Below are 16,291 nucleotides of genomic sequence, written 5' to 3' on the forward strand. Positions count from 1 at the left end.
TGTTCAGGTCCGCCGGCGGCGCACCACACCCCAGCCGAGCAACAACACGCACACCACGATCAAGGGCCAGGAGCGCCATTGCAGATAGGGCGTCAATCCTTGCATGGGGGTGACCTCACCATAGAGCACGCTCTCCTCGAACGCAGGGATCCGTTCGGTGATTTGACCCTGTGGGTCGATGAGCACCGTAACGCCGTTGTTGGTGGCACGAATCATCCAGCGGCCGGCTTCCAGCGCGCGCATCTGTGCCATCTGCAAATGCTGCAGCGGCCCGATGGAATGACCGAACCAGGCGTCGTTGCTGACCGTGAGCAGCATGTCGCTCTGCGCTGCGAGGCTGGCGGCGAACTCCGGATAGACGACTTCGTAGCAGATGAACGGCGCGATTTGGTAACCCTTTGCCTGAAGCAGTGTTTGCTCCGGCGTGCCACGGGCGAAGTCGGACATCGGCAGATCGAAGAAGGCGATCAGACCGCGCAGCAAGTCCTGCAGAGGGACGTATTCGCCGAAGGGCACCAGTTTCTGTTTCAGATAGGTGCCCTGCGCGTCGCCGGCGGTAGTCAGGCCATTGTAGTAGCGCAGCTCGCCCTCGGCGTTGGGCTGGCGTATAGGTACCCCGGTGATCAAGGCTGACTGTCGATCATTGGCGAAGCGGCTCATCATGCTCAGATAGCCTTCGGCGTGCTCCTTGAGGATCGGTACGGCGGTTTCCGGCCAGACGATGAGGTCGGCGGGACGACTATGGAACGTCATGTCGCGGTAGAGCAGCAGTTGCATTTCGAGCTTTTTGGGGTCCCATTTGATGCTCTGGGCGACATTTCCCTGCACCGCGGCGACTGTGATCGGCTCACCCTTGGTGGTTGTCCAGGCGTGCTGACCGATCCCCAGTGCGCCGCCCCAGAGCAGCGCCAGTGCGGCCAGCGAGCCAATCAACGCACCCTTGTGAGCGGCCAGGCGGGGCAGTTCTATCAACAGGGTGGCGGTCAGTACGATCACGAAGCTCAGCAGCCAGACGCCACCAAGGGGGGCGAGCCCGGCCAACGGACCTTCAAGCTGGCTGTAGCCGGCATAGAGCCAGGGGAAGCCCGTCAGTACCCAGCCGCGCAGCGCGTCAAGCGCGAGCCACAGCGCGGCGAACACAAGCGCGGCGAGTAGCGGTGCGCTGGCCGGTCGGAGCCAGCGCGACCAGAGCCAGCCAAGCAGCGCGAAAAACAAGGCCAGGCCGGCAACGAAGCCCAGGGTCAAGGTCCCCGCCAGGATGGGTGGAGCTGCGCCGAAGTCGTGGATGCTGACGTAGACCCAGCTGACGCCGGAGGCGAACAAGCCGAACCCGTAGCACCAGCCGCGACCGGCGGCCTGCTTTGGTGCCAGCTCGCGTAGGCCGAGATAGATCAGCCCGATCGACAACAGGGCCAGCGGCCAAATGTCGAACGGTGCGAGCGATAGGGTGGTCAGGGCGCCAGCGGCAAGCGCCAGCAGGTTGCCCGGCCAGCCGGGGCGGGTGATCCAGCGCATGGGACTTCCTTGAAAGACTGCCGCCGGTACGGTGACCGGCGGCGGGAATACGGAGCGGACGAGTCTACCGAAGGTTTCGCTGCGCCGGCAGGGAGCCTAGCGGTTTTCCGTCTCAGTGCGCGTTAGGCGCAGCATGTGCACGCGGCGGCTGTCGGCATTCAGCACGCGGAAGCGGAAACCGTCGATTTCGGTCACCTCGTTGCGCTTGGGTAGATGGCCGAATGTGCTCATCACCAGTCCGGCCACGGTGTCGAATTCTTCGTCGGGAAACTCGCTGTCGAAGAACTCGTTGAAGCTGTCGATCGGCGTTAGCGCCTTGACCAGAAAGTCGCCGCTGGGCAGCGGGCGGATATAGCTGTCTTCCTCGATGTCGTGCTCGTCTTCGATGTCGCCGACGATCTGCTCAAGTACGTCTTCAATGGTCACCAGCCCGGCGACACCGCCGTATTCGTCGATGACGATGGCCATGTGGCTGTGGTTCGCGCGGAACTCGCGCAACAGCACGTTGAGGCGCTTGGATTCGGGAACAAAGGTGGCCGGGCGCAGCAGGTCCTTGATGTCGAAAGGCTGTTGTTCGTCCTGCAGGATCAGCGGCAGCAAATCCTTGGCCAGCAGTACCCCGATCACCTCGTCGAGGCTATCGCCGACCACCGGATAGCGCGAGTGGGCGGCAGAGATGATGGCCGGTAGGAACTCCTTCGGCGACTGGTCGGCGCGGATGCTCATGACTTGTGAGCGCGGCACCATGATGTCGCGTACTTGCAGGTCGGCCACCTGGATGGCGCCCTCGACGATCGCCAGGGCTTCGTTGTCCAGCAGTTTGTTCTGGTGGGCGCCGCGCAATACTTCCAGCAGCTCCTCACGATTTTTCGGCTCCTGGGCAAAAGCCTGGGTGATTTTCCCAAACCAGGACTTCTGCCCGTTGCTCGATCGGTCTTCGCTCATGTTTTTGACTCAATGGTCCTTGCAGTTGCCCGTTCGGGCTATTCGGTGGCGTAAGGGTCGGCGTGACCCAGTTCGGCCAACAGTTGACGCTCGAGGCTTTCCATTTCTTCGGCTTCGTCGTCTTCGAGGTGATCGTAGCCGAGCAGATGCAGGCAGCCATGAATGACCAGGTGGGCCCAGTGCGCCGGCAATGTCTTGCCTTGTTCGGCCGCTTCGCGCTCCACCACCGGCACGCAGATCACCAGGTCGCCCAGCAGCGGGATATCCAGCAGCGGAACGCCGCCCGGCCCGTCCGGTACGTCCGCCGGAAAGGACAGCACGTTGGTGGCGTAGTCCTTCTGGCGCCAGGTGTGATTCAGCTCGCGGCCCTCGGGTTCGTCCACCAGGCGGATGGTCAGTTCGGAATCCGCGCTGCGCTGACGCAAGGCCAGCTCGCACCAGCGGCGAAGGTCTGCCTCGTCAGGTACGGCGCCGTTGCTAGCGCACTGCACATCAAGCTCAATCATCGCGATTGTCCGCAGTGCTACGTTTGCCAGCCGGGGGCTGGCGGTCTTCGAAGGCCTCGTAGGCTTCGACGATGCGCTGCACCAGCGGGTGGCGCACCACATCCTTGGGTTTGAAGTGAGTGAAGCTGATGCCGTTGACGTCCTTGAGCACTTCGATCACATGCGCGAGGCCGCTCTTGGTGCCGCGCGGCAGATCAACCTGGGTGATGTCGCCGGTGATCACCGCAGTGGAGCCGAAGCCGATCCGGGTGAGAAACATCTTCATCTGTTCCAGCGTGGTGTTCTGGCTCTCGTCAAGGATGATGAAGCTGTTGTTCAGGGTCCGCCCACGCATGTAAGCCAGCGGTGCGATCTCGATAACCTGTTTCTCGATCAGCCGTGCCACGTGCTCGAAGCCGAGCATTTCATAAAGGGCGTCGTAGAGCGGGCGCAAATAGGGATCGATCTTCTGCGCCAGATCGCCCGGCAGGAACCCCAGCTTTTCACCGGCCTCGACCGCTGGGCGCACGAGCAGGATACGGCGGATCTGCTCGCGCTCCAGCGCATCGACGGCGCAGGCGACGGCCAGATAGGTCTTGCCGGTACCGGCCGGGCCAATGCCGAAGTTGATGTCGTTGTCGAGGATCGACTGTACGTAGCGCTGTTGATTGGCACCGCGTGGGCGAATATTGCCTTTTCGGGTGCGAAGCGAAATGTTCGGCGTGGTGGACGAGTTGTTCAACTCCTCCATCGCCGACTCCTGCAGGAACAGGTGAACCATGTCGGGCGAGAGCTCGTTGCTCTTAGTCTCGCGGTACAGGCGTCGCAGCAGGTGTTCCGCCGCTTTGGTGACGTCGGTTGGCCCGATCAGCTCGAACTGGTTTCCACGATTGCGGATTTCCAGCTCCAAGCGCTGTTCGATCAGGCGCAAATGCTCGTCGAACTGGCCGCACAGATTGGCGAAGCGGTTGGCTTCAAAAGGTTCCAGGGTGAAACGATGAGGTTCTATAGGGGCGTTCAAGGGATTTTGATTGACCTGCTCTGCAATAAGGTTCGATGAGAATAGCGCCGCGCGGCGAAAAAAGCAGCGGCGCGCCGGCTCGGGCCGTTCGTGACGTTACCGGTCAGAAACTGCTCGAGCGCTGTCCGGTGACCCGCTCAGCTTGCGGCCCGTTCGATCAGCGTGCCTCGCAGCGAATGCGGGAGGGCGTCATCGATATGCACGTCGACGAACTGACCGATCAACCTTGGATTGTCGCAGCGGAAATTGACGATCCGGTTGTGCTCGGTGCGGCCCTGAAGCATGCCTGGGTCTTTTTTAGAGTAGTCGGTGACGAGAATTCGCTGCTGGGTACCCACCATTCGTCGACTGTTCTCGAAACCCTGCTGGTTGATGCGTTGTTGCAGGATCGCCAGACGCTGCTTCTTCACCTCGTCCGGGGTCTCGTCGAGCAGGTCCGCCGCCGGTGTGCCGGGCCGCGAGCTGTAGACGAAGGAGTAGGAAAAGTCGAAGCCGACGTCCTCGATCAGCTTCATGGTCTGCTCGAAGTCCTTCTCGGTCTCGCCGGGAAAACCGACGATGAAGTCAGAACTGATCAGAATCTCCGGTACCGCCGCTTTCAGCTTGCGAATGCGTGACTTGTACTCCAGCGCCGTATGGTTGCGCTTCATGGCTGCCAGTATACGATCGGAGCCCGCCTGCACCGGCAAGTGCAGGTATTTCACCAGCTCCGGCACTTCGGCGTGAGCCTGGATCAACGCATCGGAAAATTCCAACGGGTGGCTGGTGGTGTAGCGGATGCGGTCGATGCCGTCGACAGCCGCTACCACGCGGATCAACTCGGCCAGATCGGCGGTTCGCCCGTCATGAGTGGCGCCGCGGTAGCCGTTGACGTTCTGGCCGAGCAGGGTGACTTCGCGGACGCCATTTTCAGCCAAGTGGATCACTTCGGCGAGCACGTCGTCGAAAGGCCGGCTGACTTCCTCGCCGCGGGTGTAGGGCACGACGCAGAAGGTGCAGTATTTGCTGCAGCCTTCCATGACTGAGACGAAGGCCGTGGGACCATCGACGCGGGGCTCGGGTAGACGGTCGAACTTCTCGATCTCGGGGAATGAAATATCGACCTGCGGCTTCTTCGTGGTGCGTGCCGCGTCGATCATCTCCGGCAGCCGGTGCAAGGTTTGCGGGCCGAAGACCACGTCCACGTAGGGCGCGCGGTCGCGGATCGCCGCACCTTCCTGGCTCGCCACGCAGCCGCCAACACCGATGACCAGTTGCGGGTTGTCCAGCTTCAGTTCACGCCAGCGACCCAGCTGGGAAAATACTTTTTCCTGCGCTTTTTCTCGAATCGAACAGGTATTGAGCAGGATCACGTCGGCTTCCGCCGGATTCAAGGTGATCTCGAGAGGCTGTTGCTCGCCCAGCAGGTCCACCATGCGTGAGCTGTCGTACTCGTTCATCTGGCAGCCGTGGGTTTCGATATAAAGCTTGCGGGTCATGTTACGGGCCGGCGTTGTGCAAAAAATGACCGGCGATTATACGGCCGGACGGGGGACGATAAAAGCGAAAGCCGGTAAAGCGGATAAATGCATTGGCGGAGGGGCGCGCAGGAAGCGGAGCGCTGAAGCTGAAACGATCGGCAGGGCGTGGTCACCGGTATCGGGGCGTTCAGCTGCGCCGTTACGGCCTCGACGGAGCGCTTTCGCCGGCGGTCTGTAGATCCATCAGGTAGTCACGAAAGATCTGTCCGAGAACCTGAGTGGCAATCTCCAGTTCGTCGCGGCGCATCTGTGCAGACACGCGATCGGCCGTATCCAGCGCGTCCTCCTCGCCGTTGACCGCCGACATCTTCAGTACCACATAGGCCTGGACGTTGTTCGCAGGCACGCCTTCGCCGCGAAAGAACATCACGCCGAGCCGATGCTGGGCCAACGCGTGCCCCTTCAGCGATGCCTGTTCGAACCAGTGCAGTGCTTTGCTCAGGTCGCGAGGGGTGCGGCGATTGTCGTAGTGATACTCGCCGAGCTCATAGGCCGCTTGCACATCGCCTTCGCTGGCGGCCTGCTCACATGCGCGCAGGGCTTCACGCATCGCTTCCGGGGTGGTATTCAGCGCGCAGCGGGAAGTTGCCGGAATCAGCAGCGAGTTGCCTCCTGCCGTGGCCGGCAGAGGCGAGAGAAGCAGCAGGCAGCCAACGAAGAGGCTGCGGCCGGTGCGAATCATGGATCAAAGCGCCTCGAAGAGCAGGGCGGTGATTGAAGGCCGGCGAAAACGAGCCGACGTTCACATTATGGATAAGCCGTTGCCTGCTTACAAAGGCTTTGATGACGCGTGTTCGGCTTTTATGCAGGTGCGCTGTGCTCCTCGCGCAAGTTACCCGGCAGATTAAGCAGCATCCAGGCAATGATCGGACAGGCCAATGCGAGCCAGAACTGCTGATAAGCGCCGAGCGGATTGGGGCCGATCGACAGGCCGGTCCAGGGCAGCAATGCCAGCATCAGAGCGCTACCGGCTACGCCAGCACTGGCCTGCAGGCGCGCCGGCAATTGCAGCAGGCCCGCATAAAGCACCAGCAACGCGCTGAGCAGGCCCAGTGTGAGCGCGTAAGGTGCGCTCCAGCCAAGCTGCCGGGCGAGTTCGAAGAAGGCGCACAGGCCTATCACAATTCGACCCCAGGTCGGCCGGCTCCAGGTCCATTTGCGACCCAACGTCAGCGCCACCACGCCGACCAACGGTAGTCCGAGCAGCAGGGTTGCCTGCATCAGCCAGCGTTCGGCCTCCAGCGTATCGAGGCCAATCGCCAGTCTTGCCGCAGCGCAGGCTCCGGTTCCGGCCGCCAGGCTAAAGGCGAGCAGCGCGCAAAATAGTGCGGGCTGGTCCGGCTCGCCATAACCGCGGCGGGCCGTACCGATCCAGATCGCGCTGGAAAGCCCAGACAACGTCAGCAACGTGGCTTGCAACAGTTCGGGCATCGGGCTCACTTCAGTCGGGCGAAGGCGCGCTCGGCGGCATCGAGCGTCAGCTGAAGCTCCTTGTCGCCGTGGGCAATGGAGGTAAAGCCGGCTTCGTACGCGCTAGGTGCGAGATACACGCCACCTTCGAGCATCAGATGGAAGAATCGCTTGAAGCGCTCGGCATCGCTGGCCATCACGTCTTCGAAGGTGACGATGTTTTCCGCGTCGCTGAAATACAGGCCAAACATGCCGCCGACCTGCGTGGTGACGAAAGGAATACCGGCTGCCGCCGCGCGCTCTTTCAAGCCCTGCAGCATGGAGGTGGTGTAGTAGGTGAGTTCCGCATGGAAACCGGGACGGCTGATCAGCTGCAGCGTGGTCAGGCCGGCAGCCATCGCCAATGGGTTGCCGGACAGGGTACCAGCTTGGTAGACCGGGCCCAGCGGGGCGATACGCTCCATGATTTCGCGCTTGCCGCCGAAGCAGCCAACCGGCATGCCGCCACCGATGATCTTGCCGAAAGTGGTGAGGTCCGGGGTGACGCCATAGTGGGACTGGGCGCCGCCGAGCGCGACGCGGAAGCCGGTCATCACTTCATCGAAAATCAACACCACGCCGTGCTTGTCGCACTGCTCGCGCAGCCCCTGCAGATAACCAGGTGCTGGCGGGACGCAGTTCATGTTGCCGGCGACCGGTTCGACGATGATGCACGCGACTTCTTTGCCAACCTCTGCGAGCATCTGCTCGACTGCGGCCAGATCGTTGAACGGCAGGGTCAGCGTGTGCTTGGCGAACGCCGCCGGCACGCCTGCGGAGCTGGGCACACCCTGAGTCAATGCGCCAGAGCCAGCTTTGACCAGCAGGCTGTCGGAATGGCCGTGGTAGCAGCCCTCGAACTTGATGATGCTGTCGCGGCCGGTATAACCACGGGCCAGGCGAATGGCACTCATGGTCGCCTCCGTCCCCGAGCTGACCATGCGCATCATTTCCATCGACGGGACCAGGCTGCAGACCCGTTCGGCCATTTCGGTTTCCATCGCGGTCGGCGCGCCGTATGACAACCCATGCTCCAGTTGACGGCGTACCGCGTCGAGCACCTCGGGATGGCTATGGCCGAGAATCATCGGTCCCCAAGAGCCGACATAATCCACATAGCGCTTGTCATCCTCGTCCGTCACGTAGGCGCCTTCGGCGTGCTTGAGGAATATCGGCGTGCCGCCAACGCTCCGGAACGCGCGCACGGGGGAGTTGACGCCACCCGGAATGTGATTCTGGGCGCTGGCAAAAAGGGTTTCGGAACGGGACATGCTGGGCCTCTCCAGGGAAACAAAAATACAGCTTGGACAGGAGCGACACCTCCTGCCATGACACTGGTCAGTCGGCGGCGAACAACTCGCTGAACGCATGTGCGCGACGCTCGACTTCGCTAGCTGACTCGGCCGCGAACAGCGCATGCACCACGGCGACCAGGCTGGCGCCACGGGCGATCAGGTCTGGAGCATTGTCCAGCGTCACGCCGCCTATCACGGTGATCGGCAGGGTGAAACGCTGACGTGCCAGCTCGAGCATCTCCAGGGTGGCGGCAGGAGCGCCGGGTTTGGTGTTGGAATCGAAGAATCGGCCGAAGGCGACATAGCTGGCTCCTTCGGCAATGGCCTGTTCAGCCAGATCCAGGCGTGCATGGCAGGTCGCACCGATGATGGCCTTACGGCCCAGAAGGGCACGCGCCACCGAGAGCGAGCCGTCTTGCTGGCCCAAGTGCAGCCCGACGCCGAGGCGCGCCGCCAGTTCCGCGTCGTCATTGATGATCAATCGTGCTGCATGACGCTCGCAGAGTTCGCGCAGAGCCTCGGCTTCGCGCAAGCGGCGCCGGTCATCGTCGGATTTATCGCGGTATTGCAGCAGCCTTGCCCCGCCCCTCAGCGCCGCTTCGGCGTAGGGCAGCAGGCGCCCGTCGGCCAGCAACTTGCTGTCAGTAATGGCGTAGAGGCCGCGCAGATGATTGTCTTTCATGTGCAGCGCTCCTGTCAGGCCAGATCGAGCGGCAGGCGACGGGGGATGTATTGTCCGCGGCCCGGCGCTTCGGCATCTCGCAGCGTGCGCCAGGTGTAATCGAGAGCGGACTTCACGGCACTGGCGAGCCCTTCGCCGAGCGCCAGGCGACCGGCCAGGGCGCTGGCCAGGGTGCAGCCTGAGCCATGGTAGCTGCCGGGCAGACGCTGGCAGCTGAAATCGTGCCGACCACCGTCGCGCGAATAGAGACGGTTGTGCACCTCGGTTTCGTCGCCATGCCCGCCGGTGATCAACAGGTGACGAATGTAGGGCAACAGCCTTTCGGCGCACTGGTCGGCGCTGCCCTCCGGCAGCTCGGCAAGTATCCGCGCTTCGGGCAGGTTCGGCGTGGCGAGGGTCGCTACCGGAAACAGGCGCTCGCGCATGGCGTAGCCGACTTCGTCCTTGCCCAATGCGCCACCACCCCCGGCGCGCAGCACCGGATCGCAAACCAGCGGCACGCCGGGCAGTTTCTGCATGATTTCCAGTACGGTCTCGACCATTTCTACCGAACCGAGCATGCCCAGCTTAACCGCGGCAATCGGCATGTCGGCGATGACGGCATGGGCCTGGGCCAGTACCCAATCGCGATCGAGCACACGGAAATCGCTAACGTCGACGGTATCCTGCACGGTCAGCGCAGTGACGGTCGGGGCGGCGTGGCAGCCCTGAGCGACCAGCGCCTCTATGTCGGCTTGCAGCCCGGCGCCGCCACTCGGGTCGTGGCCGGAAAGGCATAGAACGACAGGGCGAGAGCAAGGGCCGGTCATCGATGAGTTCCCCGAATGCGTGGCTGAATGGAGTGGCCGGGGCTAGTACAGCCCGATTTAAAGGCGTGCGAGCTTACCATCAATCGCCCCGAGCGGCTTGCGCAGAGGACGGTTGAGCGCATTGGTCGGGATATCGGACAGAAGCTGCCGTTTGGGTTGGCCGGAGCATGCTAAAGTGCCATCAATTTGTGGGTCGCGAATCTTCAGGGTTCCGAATTCTCTGACGCGACCCGGCAGGTCTTACTTCGCCATGCGCTATTTTTTCATCGTCATGCTCGGTCTGCTGCCATCGTTGGCCAGCGCCATAGAATTCGACCAGAACACCCGACGGCTACCGCTTGGGCATGCCATGGCGGTGCTGGACGACCCCGATCGGGACGTCACCATCGAGGAGGTCATCGCGCTCGATGCGGCCGGGCGCTTCGTCGATCATCAAGATGACGTACTCAACGCCGGCTATTCGCGCTCGGCCTTCTGGTTACGCGTCGACCTGCTGTACCGCGCCAACCACTCCGACGAGCACAGCCGTTGGTGGCTCGAACTGGCGTATCCACCTCTAGATCTGCTGGAGCTGTACCTGCCGGATGCGCAGGGTGGTTACCATTTGGCCCAGCGGAGCGGCGACGCGCTGCCGTTCAGTCAGCGGCAAATCAAGCAGCGCAATCATCTGTTCGAACTGCAACTGGCACCGAACCAGCCCAAGCGCATCTATCTGAGGCTGGAAAGCCAGGGGTCTATCCAGGTGCCGCTGACGTTATGGGAGCCGGTGGCCTATCTGGAGGAGCAGTCGGCCCATATCTACGTACTGGCGATCATCTACGGCGTGCTGTTGGTGATGCTGATTTACAACCTGTTCATCTACCTCAGCGTGCGTGATCGCAGCTACCTCTACTACATCCTCTATATCGGCTCGTTCGGTCTTTATCAGGTCTCGGTCAATGGTCTGGGGGTGCAATATCTCTGGCCCGAGTCACCGTGGTGGGCCAATGCCTCAACGCCGCTGCTGATCGGCGCGGCGGGTCTTTTTGGTTGTCAGTTCGCCCGCAGCTTCCTGCATACCCGCGAGCACAGTCCCTGGATCGACCGAACCTTGCTGGCCTTGATGGCGCTCGGGGTGGTCACCATGGTGCTGGCGTTCACCTCCAGCTACGCCTTGGCGCTGCGTCTGGCCACGTTCCTGGCGCTCTGGTTCATCCTGGTGGTTTTCATGGCCGGCAGCATCGCCTGGTACCGCGGGATGCGTGTGGCGCGTTATTTCATGATCGCCTGGACGACCTTTTTGATCGGTGCGCAGATCAACACGCTGATGGTTCTCGGCTACCTGCCGCATAACTTCTTCACCATGTACGCCGGGCAGATCGGGTCTGCCGTCGAGGTGGCCCTGTTGTCGCTGGCGCTGGCCGATCGCATCAACGCAATGCGGGAAGAGCGGGCCATGATGCTGCAGGAAACCGGCCGCAAATTGGAAAAGCTGAACCGCGAGCTGGCCGAGAGCAACCGTCTGAAGGACCAGTTCCTGGCCAACGTAACCCACGAATTGCGCACACCGATGCATGGCGTGTTGGGCAGTCTCGAGCTCATGCAGACTTTGGAGCTGAGCGGTGAGCTGGAGCAGTACCAGCGCATCGCGACCGGCTCGGCGCGCGAGATGATGCGCCTGGTCAACGACATTCTCGCGCTGACTGAACTGCAGGCGGGTAAGCTTCAGGTGCGCAGCAAGCCGTTCAGGCTGCGGACAATCATCGACGAGCTATACGTAATCTATGGCGCCCGGGCTGCGGTGCGTGGGTTGAGCTTCGAGCTCGAAGTCGCCAGTCATCTACCTGAGATGCTGGAGGGCGATGCCGACAAGCTCTCACAGAGTCTCGGTTATCTGCTCGACAACGCCATCAAATTCACCGTGCAGGGGCGGGTGGTTCTAGCGCTGAGCGGTCATGAGGAGGCTCAGTCCGGCTTCGTCCTGGAGGCGGACGTGATCGATACCGGTTCCGGCTTCGAGGCGCCTGTCGATGATTCGCTGTACCAACATTTTCGCCAGTTGGACGGCAGCATGACCCGGCAGCACGGCGGTCTGGGTATCGGCCTCTCGCTGTGTCGCCAGCTGATCAAGCTGCAAGGCGGGGATATCTCGCACCACTCCGACCCTGGTCGCGGTAGTCGCTTCTCCGTGCGCTTGCCGTTCCGTCTCCCCTGAGCTCCCGTTCGGCTCTGCGCTAGGCAGCGCCGGTTGGGGCGTCCCGTCCTGCCTCAGTGGCAAGCGGGACGCGCAGGTTTTGGCCGAAACCCCACTTTTTCAACGCATTCATGCGTGCTTCACTTTCTCTCGCGGTTCGTCGCGAGAGGCGGTCCGCGTCGCCCCGGCGAAGTTCAGACGGCGAGGGGAGCAATCCTGGAAGCACCGCAGCGCGTCTTCAGCCGGGTCGAATATCGCTTTCGCCTGCCGAGGAGACCGCCATGAGCTTGCATCAATACGCCGAAACCCATGAGGTGTTGAACCAGGTCCCGCCGCTGGACGGTGCGAACCTGTATCGCCTCGACCTGCCGCTGCAGGACTGGGTGCGGCGTTACAAAGGCGGCTGGGCCGACCCTCGGCTGGATGAATACGGTGCCTTGGCGGGCGGTCCGTTGATGGCGGCGGGCTTTCTCGCCAATGAAAACAAGCCGGTGTTCAAAAGCCACGACCGCTACGGGCATCGCATCGATCTGGTGGATTTCCACCCGGCCTATCACGAGTTGATGCGCACCGCGATCGCCCATGGCATACCGTCGCTGCCCTGGACCGACCCGCAGCCCGGCGCCCAGGTCGCCCGGGCGGCGTTGATGTACCTACACAACCAGGCCGAGTCCGGCACCAGTTGCCCGCTGACCATGACCTACGCCAGCGTTCCCGCCTTGCGCTTGCAGCCGGGCGTCAGCGATATCTGGCTGCCGAAGATCCTCAGCCTCGAATACGATCCACGTAACCTGCCCATGGAGCAGAAGAACGGCGTCACCATCGGCATGGCGATGACCGAGAAGCAGGGCGGCACCGATGTGCGTGCCAACACCACCCGCGCCTTTGCCGTCGGCGCGAGCGGTCCGGGCCAGCTGTACGAGCTGGTGGGGCACAAGTGGTTTTGTTCGGCCCCCATGTGCGACGCCTTCCTGACCTTGGCACAGACCGACAAGGGCCTGTCCTGCTTCCTGCTACCACGGCATCGGCCGGATGGCAGTCGCAACCAGTTCTACATCCAGCGGCTGAAGAACAAGCTGGGCAACTGGTCGAATGCCTCCAGCGAAGTCGAGTACCGCGGGGCCCTGGCCTGGATGATCGGCGAAGAAGGGCGTGGTGTACCAACCATTATCGAAATGGTCTCCTCGACCCGCTTCGACTGCATGATCGGCTCCAGTTCGCTGATGCGTCAGGCGCTGACCCAGGCCATGCACCACTGCACGCATCGACAGGTCGGCGGCCGCGTCCTGGCCGAGCAGCCGCTGATGCAGAACGTGCTGGCCGATCTGGCGCTGGAAAGCGAGGCCGCGCTGGCGTTGACTCTGCGCATGGGGCGCGCGCTCGATCGTCCCTTCGACGAGCGGGAAGAAAAATTCGCCCGGCTGGTCACCGCCGTCGGCAAATACTGGATCTGCAAGCGCGCGCCCGCGACGGTAGCCGAGGCCAGCGAATGCCTGGGCGGCGCCGGCTATGTCGAGGAAACCATCATGCCTCGGCTGTACCGCGAGGCGCCGGTCAACTCGATCTGGGAGGGCTCGGGCAACGTGCAGTGCCTCGACGTGCTGCGCGCTTTGTCGAAAGAGCCCGGCGTGATCGATGTACTGTTCGCCGAGCTCGGCGATGGCCACGGCGACGCCCGTCTGCAGGCACATATCGGTCGGTTGCAGACCGCCTTCACCGATACGGACGATATCCAATACCGCGCCCGTCAACTCACCGAGGATGTGGCCGTCGCGTTGCAGGCCAAACTGCTGCTCGAGGCGGGCAATAGCGCCGTGTCGGATGCCTTCATTGCCAGCCGTCTGGACGGGCACGGACGGGTCTTCGGTACCCTGCCGCGCGGGCTCGATATCAGCGCCCTGCTGGCCCGCAGCGCACCCTTCATCGAGTAGCCGGGGCGTCGCGCCGCTCAGGCGGCAGCGTCGGCTTGCTCGGCCAGGATGCCAGCCAGGACCTGCCGATCGATATTGCCGCCGCTGAGCACCACTGCGATGCGCTCTTCACGGTTGTGCTCGCGTTCCTGCATGGCGGCAGCCAGGGCGGCGGCGCCGGCGCCTTCTGCGAGGTTGTGGGTGTCTTCGTGGAAGGCGACGATGGCCTGGTGGATCTCGCGGTCGTCCACGCGCACGATTCGCGTCGCTCCTCGCCGGATGATCTCCAGTGCTTCGGGTGCCGGCATTCGGCAGGCCATGCCGTCCGCGAAGGTATTGGCCGTTTCGGTACAAACGATGCGACCCTGCTCGAAACTCTGGGCGTAGGCATCGGCAGCGCTGGAGACCACGCCGATGATTTCCGTATCCAGCCCCAGCAAGTCGCGGGTGCGGATCATGCCGCAGATACCCGAGCCGAGCCCGATGGGAACATACACGCGGCGCAGATCGAGCACCGCCTCGAGCAACTCCAGGGCGTAGGTGGCGACGCCGCGGATCAGGTCCGGATGCAGCGACGGGACGAAGTGCCAGCCGTTCACCTCGGCCAGTTCCGCGGCGCGCTGGCGGGCGGTATCGAAGTCGCGACCGTACGCGATGACCTCAGCGCCGCATGCGTGCATGGCGGCATTCTTCTCCGTGGAGTTGCCCTCGGGCACTAGGATCTGCAGGCGCAGGCCCGCCTTGTGTGCAGCCATCGCCAGGCTGATTCCGTGGTTACCGCGGGTCGCGGTGATGAGGCCCGGCATACGCGGTTCACGCTTGAGCAGCTCGTGCACGTAGAGTACGCCGCCACGAACTTTGAAGGCGCCGGCAGGGGTGTGATTTTCATGTTTGACCCATATCTCGCAGCCAAGCCGCTCGACGAGTAGTGGCCATGCGTATTGCGGCGTCGGCGGCACGCTCTGGTGTATCAGCTGGGCTGCCTGACGCAGTGCGTTTAAATCGAACATCGAAAGCTCCTCGGCGGGTTTGACGTCGATCCTAGGTGGCGGGCATTGTATGGGTAAATATTTATATTGCATGGCAAACAATGTGGTTACCCAAGCTCGAAACCAGTGATCAACCGCGTTATCTGGCGCTGGTCGATGCCATTGCGTCGGCCATCGCACGGGGCGAACTGAAGCCTGGCGATCGATTGCCGCCACAGCGGCGGCTGGCCTGGGCGCTCGGACTCAACCCGAGTACTGCGATGCAGGCTTATCGTGAAGCGGCGCGGCGCCATCTGGTGGGTGGCGAGGTAGGGCGCGGCACCTATGTGCTGGCCAGCAGCCGCGAAGCCAGCCTGTTCCGCCTGAAAATGCCGGAGGCGCACCCGGAACTTGTCGACCTTTCGACCAACCTGCCGGCGCTCGCCCCCGACGATGACGACATGCAGCGCAGCGTGGCCGCACTGTGCGCGACGGGGGAGTTGGCGAGCCTGCAAGGCTACCCCTCGGCGCGCAGCCTCCAGCGCGCCCAGCTCGCGGTGAGTAGCTGGTTGCGCGGTCGGGCGCTTGAAATTCCGCCGAGGCAGGTGCTGCTTTGTGCCGGGGCGCAGCAGGGCGTGTTCGCCGCGCTGATCGGACTCTGCGAGCCCGGCGAGCCGGTGCTGGTCGAGGCGCTGACCTCGCCAGGCATCAAGGCCGCCGGGCGCCAATTGCGCCTGCCGTTGCACGGAGTTGCGATGGACGATTGCGGCATCCTGCCGGACGATCTCGACCGCCTGGCTCGTGCCACCTCGGCGCGTGTGGTCGTATTGACGCCCTGCATACAGAACCCGACCGCCGTCAGCATGAATGCACAGCGGCGCGAGGCCATCGCCGCCGTGGCGCGACGGCGTGGCTTGCTGGTCATCGAAGACGACATCTACGGCGCGCTGGGCGACGAGCCGCCGCTGGCGGCGGTATTGCCTGAGCGGACGTTGCTGATCAGCAGCCTGTCGAAGACGGTCGCGCCTGGGTTGCGCCTGGGCTTCGTCGTCGGGCCGGACGCTTGGCTGTCGCGTATCGACCCGGAACGGCAGGCGACTAGCTGGGCCTTGTCGACGCTGTGTCTGCGAATCGGCTGCGAGTGGCTTGAAGACGGGACCGCGGCGCGTCGACTGGCCTGGCAGCGCGAACAGATGACGCTGCGCTGGCGGCTGGCGCAGAAACTGCTTGGCCCGACACGCCGCACGCCGTCGCCGCACCTGTGGCTCGAGTTTCCCAGGGACATGGATCTGCCCGCGTTGTGTCGCGTGGCGGGTATCGAAGCGGCCGCGGCGGAAATCTTCGCGGTCGGCCATGGCGCGCCCAATGCGCTGCGCCTGAGTCTGACCGCCGCCCCCAGCCTGGCGGTGCTGAAGGCAAGGCTGGAAGCACTGGCGCTGGCTGTTGGCTGATCGTGGCCACCTGGTGCTACCGCTGTCATCGATCAGCAGGCAAGATGTTTCCAACGACTGAACAAGGA

General features: G+C 63.2%; 14 protein-coding genes. 3 read left to right on the plus strand and 11 right to left on the minus strand.

All coding sequences use genetic code 11. The features are described 5' to 3' along the window. Positions 1–3 precede the first annotated feature (3 nt). From lnt to ACL0K2_RS16585, 10 genes are all read right to left on the minus strand, one after another. Positions 4–1,515, minus strand: a complete 1,512-nt coding sequence (gene lnt / locus ACL0K2_RS16540; protein ID WP_239611130.1) for an apolipoprotein N-acyltransferase — start codon at positions 1,513–1,515, stop codon at positions 4–6. A 96-nt stretch (positions 1,516–1,611) separates the two neighbouring features. Further along, on the minus strand, positions 1,612–2,460 hold the full coding sequence (locus ACL0K2_RS16545; protein ID WP_045163810.1) for an HlyC/CorC family transporter: 849 nt from the start codon (positions 2,458–2,460) through the stop codon (positions 1,612–1,614). Between the two features lie 38 nt (positions 2,461–2,498). Next, complete coding sequence (ybeY, locus tag ACL0K2_RS16550) at positions 2,499–2,966, minus strand: rRNA maturation RNase YbeY (protein WP_045163809.1); 468 nt, start codon at positions 2,964–2,966, stop codon at positions 2,499–2,501. Beyond that, positions 2,959–3,966, minus strand: coding sequence for a PhoH family protein (locus tag ACL0K2_RS16555; RefSeq protein ID WP_045163808.1), 1,008 nt, complete (start codon positions 3,964–3,966; stop codon positions 2,959–2,961). Before ACL0K2_RS16555 ends, ybeY begins: the two co-directional genes overlap by 8 nt. Positions 3,967–4,103: 137 nt before the next feature. After that, positions 4,104–5,444: a tRNA (N6-isopentenyl adenosine(37)-C2)-methylthiotransferase MiaB gene (gene miaB, locus ACL0K2_RS16560; RefSeq protein WP_413043056.1), complete on the minus strand. Its 1,341-nt coding sequence runs from the start codon at positions 5,442–5,444 to the stop codon at positions 4,104–4,106. A gap of 181 nt (positions 5,445–5,625) precedes the next feature. Further along, entirely contained in the window at positions 5,626–6,168 is a 543-nt protein-coding gene (locus ACL0K2_RS16565) for a tetratricopeptide repeat protein (RefSeq protein ID WP_045163806.1), read from the minus strand. A gap of 119 nt (positions 6,169–6,287) precedes the next feature. Continuing rightward, positions 6,288–6,917: a hypothetical protein gene (locus tag ACL0K2_RS16570; RefSeq protein WP_413043057.1), complete on the minus strand. Its 630-nt coding sequence runs from the start codon at positions 6,915–6,917 to the stop codon at positions 6,288–6,290. Positions 6,918–6,922: 5 nt separating this feature from the next. Further along, positions 6,923–8,206 carry a glutamate-1-semialdehyde 2,1-aminomutase gene (hemL, locus tag ACL0K2_RS16575; RefSeq protein ID WP_045163804.1) on the minus strand — a complete coding sequence of 428 codons (1,284 nt, stop codon included), beginning with the start codon at positions 8,204–8,206 and terminating at the stop codon, positions 6,923–6,925. Positions 8,207–8,273: 67 nt separating this feature from the next. Further along, positions 8,274–8,912 carry a thiamine phosphate synthase gene (gene thiE, locus ACL0K2_RS16580; protein WP_413043058.1) on the minus strand — a complete coding sequence of 213 codons (639 nt, stop codon included), beginning with the start codon at positions 8,910–8,912 and terminating at the stop codon, positions 8,274–8,276. Positions 8,913–8,926: 14 nt separating this feature from the next. Then, positions 8,927–9,721: a hydroxymethylpyrimidine/phosphomethylpyrimidine kinase gene (locus tag ACL0K2_RS16585; protein WP_413043059.1), complete on the minus strand. Its 795-nt coding sequence runs from the start codon at positions 9,719–9,721 to the stop codon at positions 8,927–8,929. A 250-nt stretch (positions 9,722–9,971) separates the two neighbouring features. On the opposite strand from ACL0K2_RS16585, the gene ACL0K2_RS16590 reads away from it, so the two are divergent. Together ACL0K2_RS16590 and ACL0K2_RS16595 are read left to right on the plus strand one after the other, a co-directional pair. Continuing rightward, the gene (locus ACL0K2_RS16590; protein WP_413043060.1) at positions 9,972–11,915 is read left to right on the plus strand and encodes a sensor histidine kinase; all 1,944 of its coding nucleotides are present in this window, start codon (positions 9,972–9,974) and stop codon (positions 11,913–11,915) included. A gap of 260 nt (positions 11,916–12,175) precedes the next feature. Further along, positions 12,176–13,825 (plus strand): acyl-CoA dehydrogenase family protein, encoded by a 1,650-nt coding sequence (locus ACL0K2_RS16595; RefSeq protein ID WP_413043061.1) that lies wholly within the window; start codon positions 12,176–12,178, stop codon positions 13,823–13,825. Between the two features lie 17 nt (positions 13,826–13,842). Here the strand turns inward: ACL0K2_RS16595 and ACL0K2_RS16600 are convergent, their stop codons facing one another. After that, the gene (locus ACL0K2_RS16600; protein ID WP_413043062.1) at positions 13,843–14,814 is read right to left on the minus strand and encodes a threonine dehydratase; all 972 of its coding nucleotides are present in this window, start codon (positions 14,812–14,814) and stop codon (positions 13,843–13,845) included. An 80-nt stretch (positions 14,815–14,894) separates the two neighbouring features. Between ACL0K2_RS16600 and ACL0K2_RS16605 the strand changes: the two genes are divergently transcribed. Beyond that, positions 14,895–16,223 (plus strand): PLP-dependent aminotransferase family protein, encoded by a 1,329-nt coding sequence (locus tag ACL0K2_RS16605; RefSeq protein WP_239611122.1) that lies wholly within the window; start codon positions 14,895–14,897, stop codon positions 16,221–16,223. The last annotated feature ends 68 nt before the right edge of the window (positions 16,224–16,291 follow it).

The sequence above is a fragment of the Pseudomonas sp. YJ42 genome (genome assembly GCF_047225135.1).
Lineage (GTDB): Bacteria > Pseudomonadota > Gammaproteobacteria > Pseudomonadales > Pseudomonadaceae > Stutzerimonas > Stutzerimonas stutzeri_E.